Here is a 22,031-nt window from a genome sequence, read left to right as displayed (position 1 = left end):
TGTTAGTAACCCGCTTTTACTTGCTATTGTTTAACATTGCCTGTAGCAGCCTTAAGAACAGGCATCTTGAAACCTATCAGTTTCTGAATATTTTTTAAATCATCTTTTTCGCTGTTGTCACAGAACGAAATTGCCGAACCTATGGCATTAGCCCTTCCGGTACGGCCTATCCGGTGTACATAAGTTTCAGGTACATTGGGTAGTTCGTAGTTGATAACGCTCGGCAGATGCTCGATATCGATACCCCTTGCCGCAATATCGGTAGCTACCAATACACGTAAACGGCTGCTGCGGAAATCTTCGATAGCCTTTTGTCTTGCATTCTGCGATTTGTTGCCGTGAATAGCCACCGCGTAAATACCGGAACGCTCCAGGTTTTTCGCCAGTTTGTCTGCACCCCTTTTGGTCCGGGTAAAAACAAGCGATCTCGCAGAATCCTTATTGAGGATAGAAACAAGCAGCGCTGTTTTTTCACTTTTCTCAACGAAATAAACCGATTGCTGAATGCCGGTAGCGGTAGAAGAAACAGGCGCTACTTTTACTTCAGCCGGCTGCTTTAGTATCGTATTGGCGAACGCCCTGATCTCGGCAGGCATAGTAGCTGAAAATAAAAGGGTCTGCCTTTTTACCGGTATTTTGGTAATGATCTTTTTCACATCCCTGATAAAGCCCATATCCAGCATATGATCCGCTTCATCGAGAATAAAGAGCTCGACAGCGGAAATATCTGCAAATCCCTGCGCCATAAGGTCCATAAGACGTCCCGGCGTGGCAATCAGTATGTCGATACCGCTTTTCAGTGCAGCTACCTGTTTACCTTGCGGTACGCCACCAAAAATGGCAATATGCTTCAATTTGAGATATTTACCATAGCTGCTGAAGTTGCGTTCTATCTGTAAGGCCAATTCGCGTGTAGGGGTAAGTATTAAAGCCCTGGGTTTGCCCAGCGTCTTTTGCTGGCTTAATAGCTGCAACACAGGTATGGCAAAAGCAGCCGTTTTACCCGTGCCGGTTTGTGCGCATCCTAATACGTCCCGCTTTTCAAGCACTAAAGGAATTACCTGTTGTTGTATGGGAGTGGGTTGATGATAACCTATCTCAGAAACGGCGTTTATAATAGGTTGTATGAGTTTTAAATCTGTAAAGTTCATGAAATGAATTAGGATTGAAAGATAGTATAACTATATCCTTCAATATGTTAATAAATGAGGCTTACTGCAATTTATGGGCGGGAAGCGCTGAATAGAGAAAATAAAATACTGAGTAAAGCAAAGATTGACCAGGTATATTCAACAAAGGGAGAAGATGAAATGTGATACCTATGCGCGTCTCAGAAATTAATTCAGTTACAAATGTAGCTATTAAATACCATAAGCCCTCCTGCTAACTGTTAAAACTGCTGCTATACTGCGAAAATTACCCATTTACCGTTGCTGGTGGCTTCAGGCGCTTTCTTTTAAACGAACCTCTTTTCTATAAGCAAGAGGACTTAACCCTTTGCTCTTCCTGAAGAATTTATTAAGATGGCTTTCATCGGTAAAACCAAAACTGAAGGCAATTTCATTAATCCTCAGATCACTATGCTTCAGGCGGTTTTCTATCATCCGTAGCCGGTAGGTCGAAATATATTGCAACAGGTTTTCTCCTGTATTCTTTTTAAAATATCTGCCCAGGTATGATTCGGAAATCCCGAAATGATCACTGATCTCCTTAGCCCTGATCTTATCAGGCTCGTAAATATGCTGCTGTATGTATTGAAGTATGCTACGGATCTTATCATCTGAGTACTCATTTACTTTGGCAGGCATATATTTCATGATATTCCGCGCCACTATAACAATCAGTGTATTGATAAGTTGGGTGATCAGTTCTTTGCTGTTGATATCCTGGTTCCGTTGCTCTCTTACAATAGCCTCTATAATGGGACGGGCAAGCATTTTATCAGCTTGATGATGCAGGATACAGCCAGGCTCATGACTGGCATTATGAAGAATATATTCAAGCTGTTCCACGTAAGCAGGAGCCAGCCCGTTTCCCTTGAGATAAATATCTGTGAACCGCAGAAAGAAGAACGTCGTGGTGGTGGCTATATCAAACTTGTGGCAATCGTTGGGTGTTAAAAGAAACATATGGTTCTCATGGTAGCTGAATTTGTGCTCGTTGATGCATTGCTGGCCGGTCCCCGATAGTATGAATACCAGCTCGAAGAAGCTGTGTTTATGCTCCATTTTCGGGCATTCGTCTAGTGTCTTATAAACGATCTCAAACGGCTGGTAAAGGCTTTCTTTCTGCATAACTGCTGTTTAAATGCATGTTGGATGGTGTAAAATTACCGGAAATGGTAAGATAAGTACCCTGTTTTTGGAGTATTTCAGTAGATTTTTGTGTTTTATAACAAATAATATAAGGTAGTATGAAAGCCATAATAGTAAAAGCACCCGGTGGAGTAGAGGTGTTGACATATTCCGAACAACCACTTCCCGCAATAGCAGCACACGAAGTCCTGGTTAAAGTAAAAGCGATCAGCATCAACCCTGTCGATGTAAAAACCCGCGCCGGCAAGGGTATGTACGGACGGTTAAAGGAAATTCACAAGCTGGTATTGGGATGGGATGTTGCTGGCATAATAGTGCGTGCAGGCAATGCTGTAAAAGACTTCAAAGAAGGGGATGAAGTATTTGGAATGGTGAACTTTCCGGGACACGGACAGGTATATGCCGAATATGTCGCAGCCCCCGCATCACACCTGGCGTTGAAGCCGGCCAATATCTCTTTTGAACAGGCTGCGGCTTCAACCCTGGCGGCGCTAACCGCCTGGCAGGCTTTTACGAAACAGGTAAAAGATATAAAAGGTAAAAAAGTACTCATCCATGCTGCTGCCGGAGGTGTCGGCCATTTCGCGGTTCAAATAGCACGGTACCTCGGCGCACATGTAACAGGTACAGCGTCTGCTGAAAACCGTGCCTTTGTGTTGAACCTTGGAGCTGATAACCATATCGACTATAAAACTCAAAAACTGGAAGAGGCCGTTAGCGATATCGATCTCGTGCTGGATACCATCGGCGGCGACAATATAAACCGTTCCCTGGAGATGCTGAAAGCTGGTGGTACCTTGATAAGTATTCCTTCAGGGTTGAATGAAGAGGTGACAGAAAAAGCCAGGAACAAAGGCGTAAATGGCTTTTTCTTTTTAGTGGAATCGGATGGAGAAGATATGCGCCGGATCGCACACCTGCTGCAGGAAGGAATAATAAGACCATATATTTCTCATGTCTATGATTTTTCCCAAATGAAGGAAGCCCATTTGCAGCAGGAAACCGGCAAAACCCGTGGTAAGCTCGTGATTCGCATCCCGCAATAAAAGCAGGAGAACACATGGCTGTTGTTAAAAGGCGCTTAAGTTTGCCCAACGGGTACAGCAGGTTTCGTAATTTAGCCTTTTAACAACAGCCAATAACTTCTCCTTTGATGAGTATACATGAGCAATCGCGGGGCGAAATATGGGAGCGGGGAGAAGCTGAAAGGTCGTTCACTGATATCTATAATCAGCTAAGCCAGCAGATCTTTCTGAATGTGCTTAAAATGGTCAAAGATCCCGATGCGGCGGAAGAAATTGTCCAGGAGGTATTCGCTCACCTTTGGTCGAAATGGGATGATATACAAATAGACAAGAGCCTGGCAGGTTATATCTATCGTATGTCGGCCAATAAGGTCTATGATTTTTTTCGCAGTATAAAATCAAATAAGGCCATGGAAGCACGCTTTACTGCACTGGCCATTGAACACTACTCTCATATCGAAGAAGCGCTGCACTACCGCGAAAGCGAACAGTTGTTGCAGAAAGCCATGGATACCCTCACCCCACAGCAGCAAAAAGTGTATCTGCTCTGTAAAACGCAGGGCCATTCTTATAAAGAAGCAGCCGAAATGATGGGCATATCGCCCAATACCGTAAAAGAATACTTGGTAAAAGCAAATCAACTCGTTCGTAATTACCTGATTTCCAATGCTGATAAGTCCATGGCACTACTTTTTTGGATGATAATGAAAAAATAATTGCTTTTATCCCCCCCCTATTTTAATTTCTGTTCCGTCTTGAAAAAAAACGCTGCTTTTGGAACAGCCTGTTGACGTTAAAGATTTACTGGAGAAACTGGGAAAAGGACAATGTGCTCCTGAAGAGGCCGGCTGGTTGATGGAATGGCTCGACGAACCGGGTAACTGCGACGTTGCCATAGCATTATTATCCGATCGCATGGCCGCCCCCGTAACAGCCGAAATGCTTTCTCCGGAACGCATCGCAAATCTCGAACGCCGGAGGTTGGAAATCTTATCGCAGCCCGGCAAACGCGCGATAGCGCCGGTACATCGCGTGCACTTCCTGAGAAGGAAATGGTGGGCTGTTGCAGCAGTATTGGCTGCCGCAGCAACAGGAACCTGGTTCCTGGTCAATAAACCGGCAACCACGAAACTGGCTGAAATCCATTATAAGTCGGATGTCCCCGCCGGACACGCCGGCGCTTTATTAACCCTGGCTGATGGTAAAACCGTATTGCTCGATTCAGTAACCGGTGAAATCAGTAACTCCCAGGGTGCTTCTATTACCAAAACAGGAGAAGGCAGTCTTAGTTATAAGTCGGCCGCGCTCAACAGCGCTTCTGTATCCTATAACACTTTGTCTACACCACGCGCCCGTAAGTTCAGAATGACCCTGCCCGATGGCTCAGGTGTATGGCTGAACGCACAGTCCTCCATTCGATTCCCCGCCGCCTTTACAGGCAGCCAGCGTAAAGTGGAAGTAACAGGAGAAGTCTATTTCGAAATCGTTTCTGATAAGAATAAACCTTTTATTGTAAAAGCACAGGGCCAGGATATTAACGTCCTTGGTACCCGTTTTAACGTAAATACCTATGCCGATGAACCTGCTGTTACCACCACCCTTCTTGAGGGCAGTGTACAGGTTTCCGATGGCAAAAGATCGGTAATACTGCATCCCGGAGAACAAGCCGCTGAATTTGCCGTAACGCATGCGAATATTCAGCAAACAATGGCCTGGAAAGACGGTAAACTGTATTTCGAATCAACCGATCTCAAAAGTATTATGCGCCAGATCAGCCGTTGGTACGACGTAGATGTCGTATTCGAGGCCGACGCTCCTTCCTATGACTTTACCGCCAGGCTGCCCGACAATCTTCCGGTTTCGGAAGTATTGAAACTGCTTGAAATGACCAGACTCGTCCATTTCGAGATAGAGGGCAAAAAGATTATTGTTAAAAAATAAATATAAAGAGCGTAAGCCTGAAATGAAATCGCCCCGGCTGGTACCCGGAGCGATCTGATAGAAGGTCTTGCAACAAACCAAACACTGTCCGCCAAGGATCAGAATGCTTATTGTTTAACCCCTACAAGACAAAACTATGCAATTGACTGCGCATGGCAAAGTCCCGTTGTGCCCGGGACAAAGAATGTTTAGTACCCAAATTGTTCGTATGACGAAACTTACTTTTCTGTTGGTCTTTATCGCCTCATTACAGGTGGGGGCCCGCAGCATTGGTCAAACAATGACTGCCAGTTTCAAAAACACATCGCTGGGCGAAGTGTTTAAGGAAGTGGAAAAGCAAACAGGTTTCACGTTTGTTTTTTCACGCGTGCAAATGGAAAAAGCTGGAAAGATCACCGCTTCATTCAAAGGAGCAGCTTTACAGCAGGTGTTGAAGGAGATCTTTAAAGATCAGCCCTTTACTTACCAGTTATCCGACAAATTCATCGTCGTGCAGCAACGCTCCGCGGCTGGCTTGTCCGCAAGTTTAACAACAATGCTGGCGCCACCGGATGTGATCAAGGGTAAGGTGACCGACGAATCGGGAAAACCTGTTGCCGGTGCCAGCGTTGTCGTGAAAGGTACCATGATGCAAACTTTTACCAATGATCAGGGGGAGTTTACACTGAAAAATATTTCAACGGAAGCTACGCTTATCATTAGCGCTATTAACATTGAAACAAGGGAAGTGCCTTTGAAAGGACGCTCCGAAATTACCCTGGTAACAAAAGCCAAAATCTACGCCCTCGAAGATATCAGTGTCGGTAACCTCAACTATGGTTACGGTACCATTAGTAAAGAAAGGGCAGCTGGCGCATTTGGACAGGTCACTGCCAAAGAAATGCAGGAAACACCTACTATCGGCGTCGTTCCCAGGCTCGAAGGCCTCGTACCTGGCCTCAAGGTCGACGCACGTAATAATAAATTACAGATAAGAACCATCAACGGTTTTACTACGGTGGGGTCCGAACCGCTGGTAGTAATAGATGGCTTCCCGCAGATCCCCGTTGGCGACGTGCAGTCTTTAACCAAAATCCAGAGCTCCGTATCTACTAATAACGCATTATTAAGCTATATCAACCCTAATGATATCGAAACAATCACCTTCCTGAAAGATGCCTCCGCTACCTCTATCTGGGGGTCAAAAGGCGCGAATGGGGTAATTGTTATTGAAACCAAAAAAGGGAGAAAGAACAAAGCTTCTGTATCCTTTTCCACCAATATAGGCGTGTCAAGACCAGCCGATCTCAATAAACTGAATTGGATGTCTTCAGCACAATACATCGACCTGGAACAGGAACTGGTAGATAAATCTTTTATTACAGATCCTTTGGCTTTTGGTACCCCTAGCGTATATACTCCCAATAATAGTGAAGCTTCAGAATGGATGTATAAATATAAAAGAGGTACCATTTCTCTTGCCGAACGTGATGCACAACTGGCTAGGCTCGCCAGCTACGATTCCAAACAACAGGTGAAAGATTATATGATGCAGAACGCAGTTGCCCAGCAATATAACCTCTCTGTATCCGGCGGCGGCGACAATAACACTTACTATATTTCTGCCGGCTATACCAACGATAAGCCGGTGTTTAAAAATAATAGCGCAAAAAGTGCCAACTTTACTGCCAACTTTACTTCAGACCTAATTAAGAATAAACTCACGTTCAGAACCGGTATCAACTATCAGTATGCTGTTTCTAAGTCAAACGATGCAACAGCCAATGCGTTAAGTGCGCTTACCTCTGGCCTGCGCCCTTATGATTTGCTCGTAGATGAAAGCGGCAACTCTATTAAGAGAGAAATCCTGATGCGCCCCGAACTTACAGCAGGTTACGTAGCCAAAGGCTACCTGCCCTTTACTTACAGTGCGCTCGATGAATTGAATTATACCATCCCTACAGGTAAAGAAAATAGGATAAGACTCAATACTGGGTTCACCTACAAAGTCACAGAATGGTTAAACGCAGAAATCGCCGGGAGTTTTCAAAACTATTCACAGAACCTGTCTACTATCGGTGACCTGAATAGTTACGACACCCGCAGAAGGATTAACTATTTTACTTCGGTAGGTACCAATAATAAATTGGCTTACGGAATTCCCGTTGGTGCCATCTATACAATGAATGAATCTAATGGCTACGATTACAATGGTCGCGCACAATTGAACTTTAATAAAAGATTCAAAGGCGATCACCAGGTGGTAGCGCTCGCGGCCGCTGAAGTTAGGGAAACCTACAGCAAAGGTTATGGTACTACAAGGTATGGCTACGACCCCGCTACCAATACCGCAGGTACTGTCAATCCTACAGTAGCAACTATGACAATGTGGGGTTGGACCGAACAAATTGGAAACCCGGTGTCAGGTATCACCGAAAATAAAAGCCGCTATCTTTCTTACCTCGGTAATTTCTCTTACATCTATAAAGACAAATATATCTTCACAGGAAGTGCGCGTTTCGACGATAATACTTTCTTTGGATTGGAACGCTCAAAAAGAGCAAAACCTTTTTGGTCTGCAGGCTTCCGCTGGAACGCCCTGAAAGAGAATTTTATGCGCGACGTTAAATTGCTTAACGACCTTAGCGTGCGCCTCTCCTTAGGTACAGCAGGTGCTGTTCCGCTGGCAGGAAACAATATCCCGATCATTGCGATTTTCGGTGTCGATTCCAGAACACAGCAACCCTATGGCTCTATTCAAAGCCCTGCTAACCAGCAGCTGGGCTGGGAATTGACTAAAACCTTGAATGCAGGCATCAACTTCGCTATATTGAATAGCAGGATCAAGGGTACTTTCGATATTTATAAGAAATGGTCTAATGGCATTGCCGTTAGTTTACCTTACAACGCCACCTATGGCTGGAGCAACGTATACTTTAACTCTGGTAACCTTAGGAGCCATGGCCTCGAATTCGGCATCACCGGCGAAATCATCCGTAAAAAAGACTGGAGCTGGAGTTCTACGCTTAACTTCTCCTATGGTACCAACAAGGTTACTGACTCGAGATTTGTAAATAACTCATCAACACTGGTCCCTTCAAGTTCGCAGCCACTCGACGGAATGCCTATGGGATCGCTGTTTGCTTATAAATGGGCAGGACTAGATGCCACAGGGCAAACGCAGATTTATGACAAAAACAAAAACATCATCAAGAGTACCTCAGGTCTGCCATCCACTTTTACCCGCGATGACCTGCAAAATGTAGGCGTGTCCGTAGCGCCTTATTATGGCGGCTATTTTAACTCTGTTCGCTATAAATCATTTGAACTCGGTGTTCGTATAAGCTACTACTTCGGTCATTCATTCTTTAGGCCATCTGTCGATAACTACCCTACCTATACAGGATATACAGGTGTACTCGGCCGCCTCAAAGATATTGCTGATCGCTGGAAAAATCCCGGCGATGAAGCGAAAACCAATGTCCCTGGCCTTTCCAATATTACTTTCAATAGCTTAAACAGGTACCGCTATTCCGATATAATGGTCGAAAAAGCTGATAATATAAGGCTGCAGCAGGTTTCTTTATCATATTCATTCCCCGAACGCTTGTTGCCTCGCAATGCTTTCAAATCTCTTTCTGTTAACGCGAGCGCAAGAAACCTGGGCTTGATATGGACGGCTAATAAAAAAGGACTGGACCCTGAATACCTCAGCACGGGTAACTACTCAGCCCTGCCACCTGCCACCAATTTCGTTTTTGGTTTAAATGCATCTTTTTAATCTTATTGTATGAAAAAATATTTCTGCTTTTTAATATTGATCGCCTTCGCTTCCTGCCGCAAGTATGTTGAGATCGATCAGATCGGCAAGAAGACTTTAAAAACTACCGCCGATTTCCGGTATGTCATGAATGATAACAGCACGCTGGAATATGGTTACGGCTTATGCCTCTTCTCTGGCGATGATCTTAGCATTACCGATGTAACCAGGGTCAACGGCATGCTCGATTACCAGCGTAATACCTATACCTGGGCCGCTAAATATTATACAGAAGCACAGAGTGATGCCGACTGGGATCGTAACTACAAGATCATCTACACCTGTAATGAAATCCTGGGTGGGGTATTGTCAAGCGAAAACGGTACCGACAAAGATAAATACCAGATCTATGGCGAAGCATTGGTTCACAGAGCCTATGCTTATCTCAACCTGGTAAACATCTATGCCAAACAATATGACGCAGGTACCGCTTCCTCCGACCTCGGCGTGCCTTTGCTACTCACACCCGATCTGTATGCAAACCTAACTAGGGCTTCTGTACAACGGGTGTATGACCAGATCACAGGCGATCTTCTGGCTTCAGTTTCCATGCTGCCTGCCACTCCCGATTTCAATGTAAGGCCGGCTAAAGTGTCTGCCTACGCATTACTGGCACGTACTTACCTGAATACCCGCGATTTTGTTAAAGCAGGTGCATATGCCGACAGCGCCCTCAAATTGCAGAACACTTTGCTCGACCTGAATAGCTATGTTACAGGTGGGCAATCCTATCCGCTGCGATTGGTTAATCCGGAGATCATGCTTTCTAAACTGGTTACCGGCAGCTACACTGCTATGTCGCTTAGTGATAAACTGTTGCAAACACTGGGTACCAAAGATCTGCGCTACCAGTTCTTTACAAAACCCGGCAACTCTTTTTCAGGTTCTTTCTCTGCATCTTTCACCGGCCGCGCTTATTGGGGTTATAGGGTTACCAACGAAGGTATCCTCATCGGACCCGATGTGCCGGAAATGATGCTCATTAAAGCAGAGGCTGCTGCAAGAGCAGGAGATGCTTCCGGAGCTATGTCTCTCGTAAACAGCCTTCGCCAGAAACGCTTCAGCACTGCCGATTATACGGCGCTTACAGCAGCAAACGCCGCAGATGCCCTGGTAAAAGTATGTGAAGAGCGCCAGAGAGAATTCTTCGGACGTGGTTTCCGTTGGTTCGATCAGAGAAGGTATAGTAAAGATAACAATACCTCCCTGGTGACTACCGTTACTAGAACGTTCAATAACGTAACCTATACGCTCGAACCTGGTAGTAACCGTTACACATTCCCTATTGGAGATAAATATATTTTATTCAATCCCGAAATACAGCAGAACGAAAGATAACACCAATTAAAGCTTAGATATATGATGCTTAGAAAATTTGGATTCCTGGCCGGATGCTTATTCGGCCTGGCAGTAACAGGCTTTGCCCAATTCAACCAGGATGCCTATAAAGATGCAAATCCTGCAGAGCTGGTAAAGAGAAACGATATCTCGAAAGAAAACCTGGAAGGGCTTGTGCGATACTATCGGGTTAAGAAAGATGAGAAGAGAGCGGCAGAACTCGAGGCGTTGCTGATAAAACAGGATCCTAAAGGCGCATTCGCCAGGATGGCAGCTTTTTCCCACACGCAGCGGCCAGGAACAACGGAAGAGCAGATCGCACGTTGCGAAAGCTTCCTGAAGGCTTTTCCTTTAAAAGAATGGAATAATAATCCCGCACGCCAGGAATTCATTTATTATTCAACGCATCGTACACTGGGTGCAGCCTACTTCGATACCAAACAATTCGACAAATTTTTGTCGATGGTGAAAGACCTCAACTTCAAAACCGAAAATGAGCTCTACCGCTGGAATATCATGCGCGCCTACGTGTTCAAAATGGTTAGCTACGATTCTCTTTATAACATAAGCACTCCTGTGATCAAAGACCTCATCGCTAAAGTAAAAGATGGTTCTTATCTGGAATCAGGTGTGTTTACGCCAGAAAAAGCACAGGAAAATGCCGATCAGCAGTTGGACAACGAATTGTCTAATCATATTCAGTTGCTGAACACTTTAGGTAAATATGCAGAAGCGAAAACCTATTATAGGCACTTGTCGGCGAAAGGTACTTACGGATCTGCTGAGTTAAACGAAATATACCTCAACATACTGGAGAAACTCGGGCAAAAAGCAGAAATGAAACCTTTCCTGGAAAAAACAGTGAAGGCTAATACAGTTACGCCGGCAATGTTCAATAAACTGAAAACCATTTACCAGGAAGAACATAAGAACCTTGACGGCTACGACACTTATATCAATTCTCTGAAGTCGGATGATGAACGTAAGGCAATGGAAGCATACGTAAAAGAACATCTTACGAACAACGAATATAAACCCTTTGCGCTGGAGAATGCAGACGGGCAGCTGGTGCGTTCCAGTGAATGGGGCAACAAAATCGTGGTCATCGATTTCTGGGCTACCTGGTGTAAACCTTGCATCGCAGCTTTCCCTGGTATGCAAATGCTGGTCGACAAATACGCCAATGACAGCGAAGTTGGGATCTATTTAATAGGCACTATGCAAAATGGCGACTATAAGAATAAATCTGTTGGATACGTGAAATCACAGGGCTTCCGTTTTAACCTGCTTCACGATGCCGTGAATAAGGAGAATGGCGAACAGGATGTCGTATTCAAAACGTTCGTTCCGTTTTTCAAGTCATCCGCTATTCCCCGTAAAGTGGTTTTAAAAGACGGCATCATGCGTTATTCTTCTGAAGGTTATTCCGGTAGCCCAAGCAAACTGGTGGATGAGTTGTCGTATGTTATTGAACTGCTAAAAGCTGAAAAATAAATGAGTACTGTAGTAAAAGCGGTAGTGGCTGCTGCAATGTTCACCGGTATGGTGAATGTTGCAGCAGCACAGATGAATCCGAAAGAAAAGATGGCGGCAGCGCTGAAAGCAATCCAGGAGAATTATGTCGACTCTGTGAAAGATGAAACATTGACGGATGCGGCTATCGTCGGCATGCTGAAACAACTGGACCCGCATTCGCGCTACTTCAGTCGCGAAGAATCATCGCAGATGAGGCAGTCGATGAGCGGTAGCTTTACAGGCATCGGTATCCAGTACGTGATGGAGCATGATAGCGTATATGTAACGCAGGTGATACCCGATGGACCGGCCGCTAAACGTGGACTGTTGGCGGGTGATCGCATCATTGCTGTCAATGACACCAGCGTCGCAGGCAAACAACTCAGTAATTATGATATCATGACAAAACTGCGCGGTACAAAAGGCTCCGTTGTAAAGCTTACTGTACATCGCAAGTCTGTTGACGCGCCGCTTACGGTAGAAGTAGAGCGTGGCGCTATACCCGATAGATCCGTAAAGGCTGCCTATATGGTAGATGATAAAACTGGTTATATCGCGCTCCGCATTTTTAACCTTACCACCCGCAACGAGATCGATAAAGCTTTGATAGACCTGAAGAAAGCAGGTATGCAAAACCTGATCCTCGACCTGCAGGGCAATGGCGGCGGATATGTGGAAGCAGCCATCGGCGTGGCCGACGAGTTTTTACAGAAAGATCAGCTCGTTTTTTATAGCATGCCCCAGGATAAAGGAAAGGACTATTACTATACCAGCGGATCAGGTCAGTTTATGACAGGCAAACTCATAGTGTTGATAGATCAGAACACTGCCTCCGCCAGCGAAATCCTCGCAGGTGCTTTACAGGACTGGGATCGTGCCATACTGGTAGGCAGGCGTAGCTTCGGAAAGGGGCTGATGCAGAAACCTGTTCCGCTTCCCGATGGAGCTGTACTCGAACTAACAGGAGCACGCTACTATACGCCTTCGGGCCGCTCTATTCAAAAACCTTATCATGGAGCACAATACGATGATAATGTAGTGACAAGATTAGCCAGTGGCGAACTCATGAATGCGAACGTAATTCATTTCGCCGATTCGCTCAAGTACACCACCTTAACAGCTAAGCGTACAGTGTATGGCGGCGGAGGTATTATGCCCGACAAATACGTGCCTATCGATACAGTTGAATATAACGGTTGGTTGCAGAACGTAGGAGCTGCAGGATTTGTAGGTAGGGCTGTGTTCGATTTCATCGATAGCAGCAGGGAAACATTACAACGCAACTGGTCTAGCTTCCCGGTATTCCTGGCAAAATTCCAGGTGCCTGTACAGGTAGTGGATTATGTCATTGGCAGCGCTGCCAAAGCAGGTATGCCCGTTAGCAAAGGAATCGAAAGCCGTACCCGCGATCTCTTATCCCTGGAAATAAAAGGACAGGTAGCAAGCCAGTTGTTTGCAGGTAACAACTACTATGTTCAGGTTTTGAACGCGGATAACGAAAGCTATCGCAAGGCATTGGAAATATTGGCCGACCAGAAATTGTATTCCTCCTATTTGCCTGCACCAGCAAAAAACAAAAAATAATTATTTATTATAACAGAGACACAACGTATGAATATCCGGACAATTCTATCTATTGCAGCTTTGGGTTCGCCCCTGGCTATGCTGGCCCAGGATGGGTATGTTATAAAAGCGAAAGTGGGCAGTCTGAATGCACCGGCGAAGGCTTTCCTGTATTACAAGATAAAAGGTGAAAACCATGTTGACTCTGCCGATATCCGTAACGGTCAGTTTACTTTTAAAGGAAAAGTAGGAGCACCAAAAGAAGCGAATATTTTGGTGCTGCACGACCGCGAACCTGAAAATCCTGTGATGAGACCTCAGAAAGACGTGCTGGCTTTCTTCATAGAAGATAAAAATATCCAGATAACGGCAACCGACTCCATTAAAAACGCTGTGATCAAAGGCTCGCCTACCAACGACGATAACGTAAAGGTGAATGCGATGCTGAAACCAATTTATGACAAGTACCAGGTATTAAATGATGAGTATAAGGCGCAGCCCGAAGAAAAACAGAAAAATGCCGCCTATATCGCCGACCTGGAAAAACGTGCCAATGCTGTTCAGAATGAGATCATAGAAGCCAAGATGAAATACGCAAAAGCCAACCCCGGCAAATACATGTCGTTGATGGCGTTTAACTCTACTTTGCCCCCGGATTTCAACGCAATCCAGGCAGAAAAGGATTTCTTCGCCCTGGACGAAAAAGTGCGCAAGTCTGAGTTGGGAGAAAGCTTGCTGGCCCGCATCCTCAAAATGAAATTGACACAGGAAGGCGCTATTGCTCCCGACTTTACTCAGAACGATGTCAACGGCAAACCCGTTAAACTATCTGATTTCAGAGGCAAATGGGTGTTACTTGATTTCTGGGCCAGCTGGTGCGGACCCTGCCGCCGCGAAAACCCGAACCTGGTGAAAACTTACCACGCCTTTAAAGACAAAGGTTTCACCGTATTGGGTGTATCCCTCGATAAACCCAACGATAAAGACAAATGGGTAGAAGCGATCGCAAAAGATGGCCTTGACTGGACGCAGGTATCAGATCTCAAAGCCTGGGAAAACGAAGCAGCTAAATTATACGACGTCACTGCTATTCCCATGAACTTCCTCATCAACCCCGAAGGTAAGATCGTTGCTAAATACCTCCGCGGCGAAGAACTGAATAAAAAACTGGCAGAGGTTATTAAATAAAGGAATCGTTACCTGCCATCAGGTATAATAAAAAGCCGGAGACAAAAATCTCCGGCTTTTTATTTTTTAGGTTTTTTATATACACAGTGACGAATGATCTACTATCTTATCCATCTATTCCGTCATCTGCCATCCGCTATCTAAAGATTCGCTTTGATCTTATTGGCGATTTCTGCGTAACCTTCTTCAGTGAGATATACTTTCTCATCGGGTTGCATGTCGAAAGTGCTGCCCCATTTCGGTTTGTCTTCGTATTTGGGAACAATATGGAAATGGATATGAGGCATTTTGTCGCCGTAAGCACCATAGTTGATCTTGCCCGCATTGAAAGCAGTTTTTACTGCCTTGGCTACTCTCGCTACGTCTTTGGTGAACAATTCCCTTTCTGCATCGCTGAGTTCAAAGATCTCTTCCTTATGAGCGTTTTTGTAGGCTACTACACAACGGCCAGGGTAGGTTTGTTCTTTGAACAGGTAAAGAATGGAAGCTTCCAATTCACAGATTTCAGTCATGACGTCTGTTAATCTCTGGTCCTTTGCGCAATACATGCAAGCATTAGCTGTTGCCATAGTTCTTTATTTTTAGATTTCCGAATATCCAGTTTGACAGGCGAAAGATCGGCTTTTTCTATTGCTTTCATGGTGAGTTTTGTCATCCTTCCCAAATCGGCCGTTTTTCTGGTGCCTATTGGTCTGTCCGGAATGGGGAGGCGGGCAAACCTTCTTTATTACAGAGATTGGCATTGTCCGGGCTGTCGGCCCAGGCATAGCGTACATACATGGGCTGTGGTATCTTTTCGCTCCATACTTCCACCTTGTTGTTCCGGATGACGGCATTGGCCCACACGAATTTTTTGTCGGCGCCGGCAATGGCAAAAGCGCCCGGCGCTTCATCATTACTGGTTACTAAGCCGCTGCCGGCATGAAGAAAAGATAGCACGATTTTGTTCCCTTCCTTTTGTGAGGATTGGAATAAAGGACCGCTGTACACGATGTCTTCCTGGTAAGCCACCTTACGTGCCGCCAGGGCCAGCCTTATGCCTACGTCTTTCTTATTATCAGGATGAATATCGTTCCATTCGCCCAGCCCCATTGTTACCGCCATGGCTGTATTGGGAACAGATAGCGTTTTTAGTTGTGCCTCACGAAGAAGCGCCAGGCTACTTTCTACAGGCAGATAAGATACGGCCATGAAATCGGGTAACTGGGCATATACGAAAGGTAGTTCCGGCCGCTGCCATTGCCTACGCCAGTCTGCAATGAGTGCCGGGAGTAAACGGCTATATTCGTTTGCGATGGAAATATCGCTTTCGCCCTGGTACCAGACCACGCCCTTGATGGCATAGTTCGTTAAGGGCGCTACCATGGCGTTAAAGAGCGCAGTAGGCTGGTTTTGAACGAGCGCGCCTGCAACAGGCGGATACGTAGGTGTAAAAATATCTCCCACCTTATATTGCCAGTAACCTTTCAGGTCAATACTTTGATCTCCGGCTACAAGTGCATAGGGCTTATCAGGTACAAACCCGCCTTTGCCGGCATTATTGGTAACGCGTACAGTGAGGATATTCTTTCCTGCTTTCAGCAGGTTTTCCGGCAACTGGTAACGGCGTTGCGGGTATTGATAATACGTGATGCCAGCCCGCACGCCATTTACATAAAGTTCATCTGCATCTACGATTCTGCCCAGGTACACTTTAGCGGGTATGCCCGTCATGGACGGCGGAACTTCTATTTCTTTCCGGTACCATACAACGCCATCGAGATTAACGGCGCCCTGGTCTTCCCAATAGCCCGGTACATTTATGTTACGCCAACCCTTGGGTACATAGTTCGTGTCGTACCACTTAACAGGGCCTTGCAGTCCTTTGTCCGATTTCGGCGTGTGACGGTTGGCTGCTTCAAATGCCGCGGCCTGCCGGTTACGGCTATAGAAGTAAGCAGTGTCTTTATTCTGCTGAATGATGGATGGCCAGTTGGGTAGTTCCTGTAAGCCCTGCTCACTTGTCCATGCTGCAATAGGAGTGCCTCCCCAACTACTGTTGATGATGCCGACAGGTACTTTATACTTTTCATATAAGGTTCTCGCAAAGAAATACGCTACCGCAGAAAATTGGAGCACATCCTGTGGATTGGCTGCTTTCCAGGAGCCGGAAGGCAGATCACGCTGTGGCTCCTGCAGGTTGGTGACATTGGGCACCCAGAATTGTCTGATCGCAGGATAGTTTGCTTCTTTGATATCGGCAGCAAAATATTCGTTGTGCAACTGTAGCTGGTGTACCATGTTCGACTGCCCGGCACAAAGCCATACATCCCCAACAAGTATATCCTTTAATACAATATGGTTGCTGCCGTCTATCTGCATGGTGTAGGGACCGCCTGCAGGCAAAGGTTTCATCGTCACCTTCCAGCTACCGTCTGCGCCTGTGCGGGCAGACAGTTTTTGTCCGTTGAACCGGATGGTGACTTTCTCTCCGGCATCCGCCCGGCCCCAGATGATAAGCGGCTGGTTGCGTTGCAGAATCATGCTGTCGCGCACCAGTTGCGGCAATATGATCTTGCCTTCGGCAGAAAATGTGAGGCAGGAAAATAATAGCAGGCAGAGATACGCGGGTATAGAAACCAACGACAAAGTCTTTCCCTTATTATAGGTTTCACCGCTGGCTGCTGGCAACGGTATTGGGTTTGTAAGCTTTTTCATATGTATCAGAGCGGTTACTGCATTGATGATCGTGTTCCCGGTTAATGGGTGGCAAACGGTTTGCCGGATGCCGGAGTAGCCTGCTGTTAAATTGTTCTCGGCAATAACAGCAGGCATAGGGCAATGGGTGCTTATTCAGCATTTGCTGCGAATAAAATTCCGCAGAGGGATTTTATTTTACCGCGTTGATGGTTTGAATAGTGCCATCGCTGTTATAATGCAGCTCAGTAACTTTTACATTACGTAAATAAGTCTTGCCCGATAGCTGAACATCGTGGTAAAAAAGGTACCACTTCCCGTCTTTTTCAACAATGGAATGATGGCTGGTCCAGCCTTCTACAGGATTAAGTATAACACCTCTGTACGTGAATGGCCCATAAGGGCTGTCACCTGTAGCATAGCAGATGTTATGAGTGTCTCCGGTGGAATAAGAGAAATAGTATTTGCCATTGTATTTGTGCATCCAGGAGGCTTCAAAGAAACGTTTGCTGTTATCTTTCTCTTTGAAGAGGTTACCCTTCTCATCTGTAAGTTTCAGCTCTTTAACAGGTGCCGCAAAGTTTTGCAGGTCGCTGGTAAGAGGAGCTACCCTTGGAAGTATGGCAAGTTCTTCGGCCCCACGGTTTCCTTTGGTAGAATCATATTGGTTGTTGCTGTTCCAGCGTTGCAGTTGTCCACCCCAGATACCGCCAAAGTACATATAAAATTTGCCGTCATCGTCTTTAAATACGCAGGGATCAATGCTGTAGCTGCCTTTAATGGGATTCGGCGCCGCAACGAATGGTCCCTCAGGAGTTTTGCTGGTGGCTACCCCAATGCGGAAGATATCCTGTTTGTCCTTAACAGGGAAAAAGAGATAATAGGTATTATTCGCAAAGGCGGCATCCGGCGCCCATAACTGGCGGCCCGCCCATGGAATGTTTTTAATATCCAGCGCTACACCATGATCGGTAACCTTACCGCCAACAGAATCCATAGACAGCACATGAAAGTCTCTCATGTCAAAGTGACTGCCAAGATCGTCTTCAGGGATGCCTGTCGCCGTATCATGAGATGGATATACATAAATACGGCCATTGAATACATGTGCAGACGGATCGGCTGTGTAGATGTTATTTACCAGTGGCTGCGAGAGATAGGTCTTTTTACTGCTATCAGCCTTTTCTGCTTTTGAACTGTTGTTGCCGGAAGATGATTCCTGGCAGCTCGTTATACTATACATCGCAGATACGCCGATGGCCAAAAACAAACGGGTGTTGAATGATTTCATGTGACTATTATTTAAGCATTGTATTCTTTGAATATATTGTTGACTATTTTCCATTGCCTGGGGCATAAGGGAATTGAAGGCTTTTATAGTGATCAAGTGTTTGCGCCGGCCGTTCATAACCGGCAGGTATGGCCAGTCCCGATATATCCGAGAAATAAGATAAACATGCATCCCGCCACCATACCGCATCGTTGTATTGAATGGTCAGTAGTTGTTGTACCTGGCTGAATCTTTCTGTATCGATATATTGTTGCAGGCTGCTCCATTGCTGCTGCATTGTTTTTACACCTCTTACGCCTTCGTTGTATTTGTAACATAGTTCTTCCCAAAGGCTGCGCCCCGAATGCATCGGGCGTTGCCAGGAAATATGATGAAACCATAAAAGGAATTTTTCATCACAGGTTGTGCTGTCTCTCCAAAGCAACGCAGCTTCCGGCGTGTACTGTGCAAGTGCATTGCTGCCTGTTGCCGTTCTGTTGAAGCCAATGCCGGCTTTATCGGCACGATGGTAATAAACGGGATTCCAGTCGGCACGCGGAAGGCTTTTGCCCCAGGGCAGCGGCCCGTAATGATGTCCGTTGCCCATAATATGATGAAGCCCCAGCGGTGTCATATAGTTAACCAGTGTCTCGCGCGAATCCAGCATCATTTGTTTGCAGACGGCTACTACTTTACTATTGTTGCTCCAGGTTTGTTTTATCCATTCCTCTGCTATCGTTTCACTGGAAAGCGCCGTATTCCAGGCCAGTCTTCCAAGTGCGTACCAGTTGGCTTGTGCAAAAGGATGACTGCACCAGTTGATATCGTTGCCAATATTGGCAACGCCTGCAATACCCGTTAAAGGATGGTCATAAAGGCTCCCGTTAATAACCTTTGCAACCGTAGACCCCTTGCCTTTGGCATAAGTATCTGCGTCAAGCACCTCTTTAAAAAGCGGCGCTTCGTAGGCAAGGTGTGTGCCTTGCCCAAGATATTCCTGCGTTAACTGGAATTCCATTAATACAGGGGTTTGCGGCATGGCGCCGAATAAAGGAGAAAACGGCTCACGCGGCTGGAAATCGATAGGCCCGTTCTTCACCTGTACCATCACGTTTTTCCTGAACTGGCCGTCAAGTGGTTTGAATTCATTGTAGGCCTGCTTAAACCTGTCTTCCGGCGTTTCATGACTATAAACGAAGGCGCGCCACATGATGATACCATTGTAGGGCGCAACCGCGTCGGCAAGCATATTGGCGCCGTCGGCATGCGTCCGCTGGTAGTCCTGCGGACCAGGCTGACCTTCACTATTGGCTTTTACAAGAAATCCGCCGAAATCAGGTATCAGCTGGTAAATTTCTTTCGCCTTGTTATTCCACCACGCTTTAACATCAGCGTCCAATGGATCAGCTGTTTTCAATCCACCCATCTCCATAGGAGCCGAAAACCGGGCGGTGAGATATACCTTCAAACCATAAGGCCGGAATGCATCTGCAAGTGCTTTTACTTTAAGAAGATAATCGGGCGTTAGTATATAAGCATTGGCATTTACATTGGTAAGCACAGTGCCGTTGATGCCAACAGAAGCATTGGCGCGTGCATAATCGATATAACGTTTGTCGATATACCCTGGCAAAGTATGCCAGTTGAAAATAGAGATCCCGGCATACCCCCTTTCAACATAACGGTCGAGGTTATCCCAGTGATTCAGTATCCTGTGCCGGATCCCGGGTTTACTTGTAATGTTGAGATTACTTGTCGGGTGGCCCGTTTGCAGTAAACGGAGAAAATGAAAGGCGCCATACAGGAGGCCAACATCAGTGTTGGCTGAGATCCTGATCTGGCGGCGCCCTGTTGTGGAAGTGATGATGGAAAAGCCTTCTGTTCCCAGACGCTCGTTGTTGGATTTGCTTATAACAATATCTGCTGTCGCAGCAGCAGGCGTAATCGTAATCTCCTTGTTGAGCAAACCGGACAGGCCGGTGCTCAGCTCCCGGCTTAGCACCGCCAGGGTGGGCGATTGGCCCTGTATAAAGAAGGTAGTTATTTGTTGCCGGGAGGACAGCAATGCAGATGTCTGGGGCAGCGGATCATACCTGAGCCAGAGACGGTATCCGTCTTCTGCTTTAACAGAAGCGGTGGCAGTCGCTGCCAGTAGCAAAATTAAAATAATGGCCTTCATTTGTGCAATCGGTTTCTTTATATGCAAAGTGGGACTAAGATAAGTGCTTTTTCCGAAATATTATGTAATCGGTTTCATTTCTGAAGATCAGGCTGCCCCCCACTACCGCCCCCGCAAGTTGAATGGCCCTGGTATTAGCTATTTACATGCCACGGAAGCGAATTGTCGGGAAGTTTAGCGGCGGTAACGGCTACAGGCAATGATGATGGCGCATGCCAGGTAATGATCTGGCCATCTGCGATAGTAACCGCTTTCAGGAATTTGCCGGCGAGATGTTGATGGTCACCTATCTTATACCCCTCTTTATGTAGGAAATGAATAGCGGCTGCAACGATCAGGACACTGTTCTCAGCGCCTTTCATAGGAAAACTGAACTCGGCGCCGGGAAAAGAAGACGCTGTCAGTGATATCGGCAACGGCTGCGATTGCTTAAATGCACTTTGTTTTTGGTCAAAATGAAAGACGCAACAGCGGAATTGCAACACTGCAGTTACCGCATTGGGAGGAGGATTAAAACATGCCGCAGGCGTCATCGAAGGAATCCGCACGCTGAAGTCCGCTGCAGGATTAATTGTGATCTCCGGGGAAAGGCTGGTAAGCTTACTGAATAACGCGCCTTTATTTAGTTCAATCGCTGTAAAACAGGCAATATTCCCGTCCGTAAGAAGCCTGTTGCCCCGTACTCCCGGTGAGGTATGGTAAAGTATATCCAGCGCTGTTTTCCTGATACGGTCGTAAAGCCCCTTATCCGAAACTCCTGAACTCATTGGCTTGAAAGCGCTATGTATCATGGAGGCGGCATTATTGGCGGTTCTGAAATCACCGCTGCTCTCACGGGTAGCTTCCGACTGGTTTACATGCGTTGGCTTTCGTCGTACATACTGTTTCCCTTTGTCTGAATAAAAGATCAAACCGCATACTTGTCCGCTTAGTATGAAAGGGCCGTCCTGGGTTGCCATGGTTAGAGGTTTTTAAAAGGTTTAGTGCCTCAATATACATTTTAGAACGGCTGCTTACGCCGTAAGGCGCCTTTTTGGGATAAACTGTCGGTATCCCATAATGCTTCCGTAAAGCTACTATAACCGCTCCTGCATCGCACTTACATCGCACTTGTATCGCACTTGCATCGCACTTGCTCCCCACAGGGGGCTGACGGGCCTGTCCCTGCGAAAGATATCCCGCAATTCTTCCGTTCCATTAGGGTTCTTCTTTCTCAGCAAAA

Annotated in this window: 15 protein-coding genes; 8 read left to right on the top strand and 7 right to left on the bottom strand. The window is 46.1% G+C overall.

Features of this window, described 5'->3' with window-relative positions:
• Positions 1–23: 23 nt before the first annotated feature.
• Both ESB13_RS13490 and ESB13_RS13485 read right to left on the bottom strand, forming a co-directional pair.
• Positions 24–1,151: a DEAD/DEAH box helicase gene (locus ESB13_RS13490; protein ID WP_129004122.1), complete on the bottom strand. Its 1,128-nt coding sequence runs from the start codon at positions 1,149–1,151 to the stop codon at positions 24–26.
• Positions 1,152–1,442: 291 nt separating this feature from the next.
• Complete coding sequence (locus ESB13_RS13485) at positions 1,443–2,294, bottom strand: helix-turn-helix domain-containing protein (protein WP_129004120.1); 852 nt, start codon at positions 2,292–2,294, stop codon at positions 1,443–1,445.
• 119 nt (positions 2,295–2,413) lie between these two features.
• Here ESB13_RS13485 and ESB13_RS13480 point away from each other — a divergent pair, with 119 nt between their 5' ends.
• The 8 genes from ESB13_RS13480 to ESB13_RS13445 all read left to right on the top strand — a co-directional run bounded on the left by ESB13_RS13480 (position 2,414) and on the right by ESB13_RS13445 (position 14,684).
• Complete coding sequence (locus ESB13_RS13480) at positions 2,414–3,361, top strand: NADP-dependent oxidoreductase (RefSeq protein WP_129004118.1); 948 nt, start codon at positions 2,414–2,416, stop codon at positions 3,359–3,361.
• A 107-nt stretch (positions 3,362–3,468) separates the two neighbouring features.
• Positions 3,469–4,056 carry an RNA polymerase sigma factor gene (locus ESB13_RS13475; RefSeq protein ID WP_129004117.1) on the top strand — a complete coding sequence of 196 codons (588 nt, stop codon included), beginning with the start codon at positions 3,469–3,471 and terminating at the stop codon, positions 4,054–4,056.
• Between the two features lie 58 nt (positions 4,057–4,114).
• Positions 4,115–5,281 carry a FecR family protein gene (locus ESB13_RS13470; RefSeq protein ID WP_129004115.1) on the top strand — a complete coding sequence of 389 codons (1,167 nt, stop codon included), beginning with the start codon at positions 4,115–4,117 and terminating at the stop codon, positions 5,279–5,281.
• A gap of 208 nt (positions 5,282–5,489) precedes the next feature.
• Complete coding sequence (locus ESB13_RS13465; RefSeq protein WP_164974204.1) at positions 5,490–9,041, top strand: SusC/RagA family TonB-linked outer membrane protein; 3,552 nt, start codon at positions 5,490–5,492, stop codon at positions 9,039–9,041.
• A 9-nt stretch (positions 9,042–9,050) separates the two neighbouring features.
• Positions 9,051–10,418 carry a RagB/SusD family nutrient uptake outer membrane protein gene (locus ESB13_RS13460; RefSeq protein WP_129004111.1) on the top strand — a complete coding sequence of 456 codons (1,368 nt, stop codon included), beginning with the start codon at positions 9,051–9,053 and terminating at the stop codon, positions 10,416–10,418.
• Positions 10,419–10,439: 21 nt separating this feature from the next.
• On the top strand, positions 10,440–11,912 hold the full coding sequence (locus ESB13_RS13455; protein ID WP_129004109.1) for a TlpA family protein disulfide reductase: 1,473 nt from the start codon (positions 10,440–10,442) through the stop codon (positions 11,910–11,912).
• Positions 11,913–13,517 (top strand): S41 family peptidase, encoded by a 1,605-nt coding sequence (locus ESB13_RS13450; protein WP_129004107.1) that lies wholly within the window; start codon positions 11,913–11,915, stop codon positions 13,515–13,517.
• 27 nt (positions 13,518–13,544) lie between these two features.
• The gene (locus tag ESB13_RS13445; RefSeq protein ID WP_129004106.1) at positions 13,545–14,684 is read left to right on the top strand and encodes a TlpA disulfide reductase family protein; all 1,140 of its coding nucleotides are present in this window, start codon (positions 13,545–13,547) and stop codon (positions 14,682–14,684) included.
• A gap of 140 nt (positions 14,685–14,824) precedes the next feature.
• Here ESB13_RS13445 and ESB13_RS13440 read toward each other — a convergent pair whose 3' ends face one another.
• From ESB13_RS13440 to ESB13_RS13420, 5 genes are all read right to left on the bottom strand, one after another.
• Positions 14,825–15,196 (bottom strand): HIT family protein, encoded by a 372-nt coding sequence (locus ESB13_RS13440; protein ID WP_220399675.1) that lies wholly within the window; start codon positions 15,194–15,196, stop codon positions 14,825–14,827.
• A gap of 172 nt (positions 15,197–15,368) precedes the next feature.
• A complete protein-coding gene (locus tag ESB13_RS13435; protein WP_129004999.1) occupies positions 15,369–17,381 on the bottom strand; it encodes a sialate O-acetylesterase in 2,013 nt (670 codons plus the stop codon).
• Between the two features lie 172 nt (positions 17,382–17,553).
• Positions 17,554–18,651, bottom strand: a complete 1,098-nt coding sequence (locus ESB13_RS13430; RefSeq protein WP_246022536.1) for a glycoside hydrolase family 43 protein — start codon at positions 18,649–18,651, stop codon at positions 17,554–17,556.
• Positions 18,652–18,694: 43 nt separating this feature from the next.
• Entirely contained in the window at positions 18,695–20,809 is a 2,115-nt protein-coding gene (locus ESB13_RS13425; protein ID WP_129004101.1) for an alpha-glucuronidase family glycosyl hydrolase, read from the bottom strand.
• Between the two features lie 134 nt (positions 20,810–20,943).
• Positions 20,944–21,768: a hypothetical protein gene (locus ESB13_RS13420; RefSeq protein WP_129004099.1), complete on the bottom strand. Its 825-nt coding sequence runs from the start codon at positions 21,766–21,768 to the stop codon at positions 20,944–20,946.
• Positions 21,769–22,031: the final 263 nt, after the last annotated feature.

It is taken from the genome of Filimonas effusa (genome assembly GCF_004118675.1).
GTDB lineage: Bacteria > Bacteroidota > Bacteroidia > Chitinophagales > Chitinophagaceae > Filimonas > Filimonas effusa.
Note: the sequence above shows the minus strand (reverse complement) of the source record. Positions and strands in the feature narration are given on the sequence as shown.

Coding starts and splice junctions, on each gene's coding strand:
- ESB13_RS13465 (WP_164974204.1), top strand. CDS start 5,490: ATGACGAAACTTACTTTTCTGTTGGTCTTTATCGCCTCATTACAGGTG.
- ESB13_RS13450 (WP_129004107.1), top strand. CDS start 11,913: ATGAGTACTGTAGTAAAAGCGGTAGTGGCTGCTGCAATGTTCACCGGT.
- ESB13_RS13485 (WP_129004120.1), bottom strand. CDS start 2,294: ATGCAGAAAGAAAGCCTTTACCAGCCGTTTGAGATCGTTTATAAGACA.
- ESB13_RS13425 (WP_129004101.1), bottom strand. CDS start 20,809: ATGAAGGCCATTATTTTAATTTTGCTACTGGCAGCGACTGCCACCGCT.
- ESB13_RS13490 (WP_129004122.1), bottom strand. CDS start 1,151: ATGAACTTTACAGATTTAAAACTCATACAACCTATTATAAACGCCGTT.
- ESB13_RS13480 (WP_129004118.1), top strand. CDS start 2,414: ATGAAAGCCATAATAGTAAAAGCACCCGGTGGAGTAGAGGTGTTGACA.
- ESB13_RS13440 (WP_220399675.1), bottom strand. CDS start 15,196: ATGACTGAAATCTGTGAATTGGAAGCTTCCATTCTTTACCTGTTCAAA.
- ESB13_RS13445 (WP_129004106.1), top strand. CDS start 13,545: ATGAATATCCGGACAATTCTATCTATTGCAGCTTTGGGTTCGCCCCTG.
- ESB13_RS13430 (WP_246022536.1), bottom strand. CDS start 18,651: ATGAAATCATTCAACACCCGTTTGTTTTTGGCCATCGGCGTATCTGCG.
- ESB13_RS13475 (WP_129004117.1), top strand. CDS start 3,469: ATGAGTATACATGAGCAATCGCGGGGCGAAATATGGGAGCGGGGAGAA.
- ESB13_RS13420 (WP_129004099.1), bottom strand. CDS start 21,768: ATGGCAACCCAGGACGGCCCTTTCATACTAAGCGGACAAGTATGCGGT.
- ESB13_RS13455 (WP_129004109.1), top strand. CDS start 10,440: ATGATGCTTAGAAAATTTGGATTCCTGGCCGGATGCTTATTCGGCCTG.
- ESB13_RS13435 (WP_129004999.1), bottom strand. CDS start 17,381: ATGAAAAAGCTTACAAACCCAATACCGTTGCCAGCAGCCAGCGGTGAA.
- ESB13_RS13460 (WP_129004111.1), top strand. CDS start 9,051: ATGAAAAAATATTTCTGCTTTTTAATATTGATCGCCTTCGCTTCCTGC.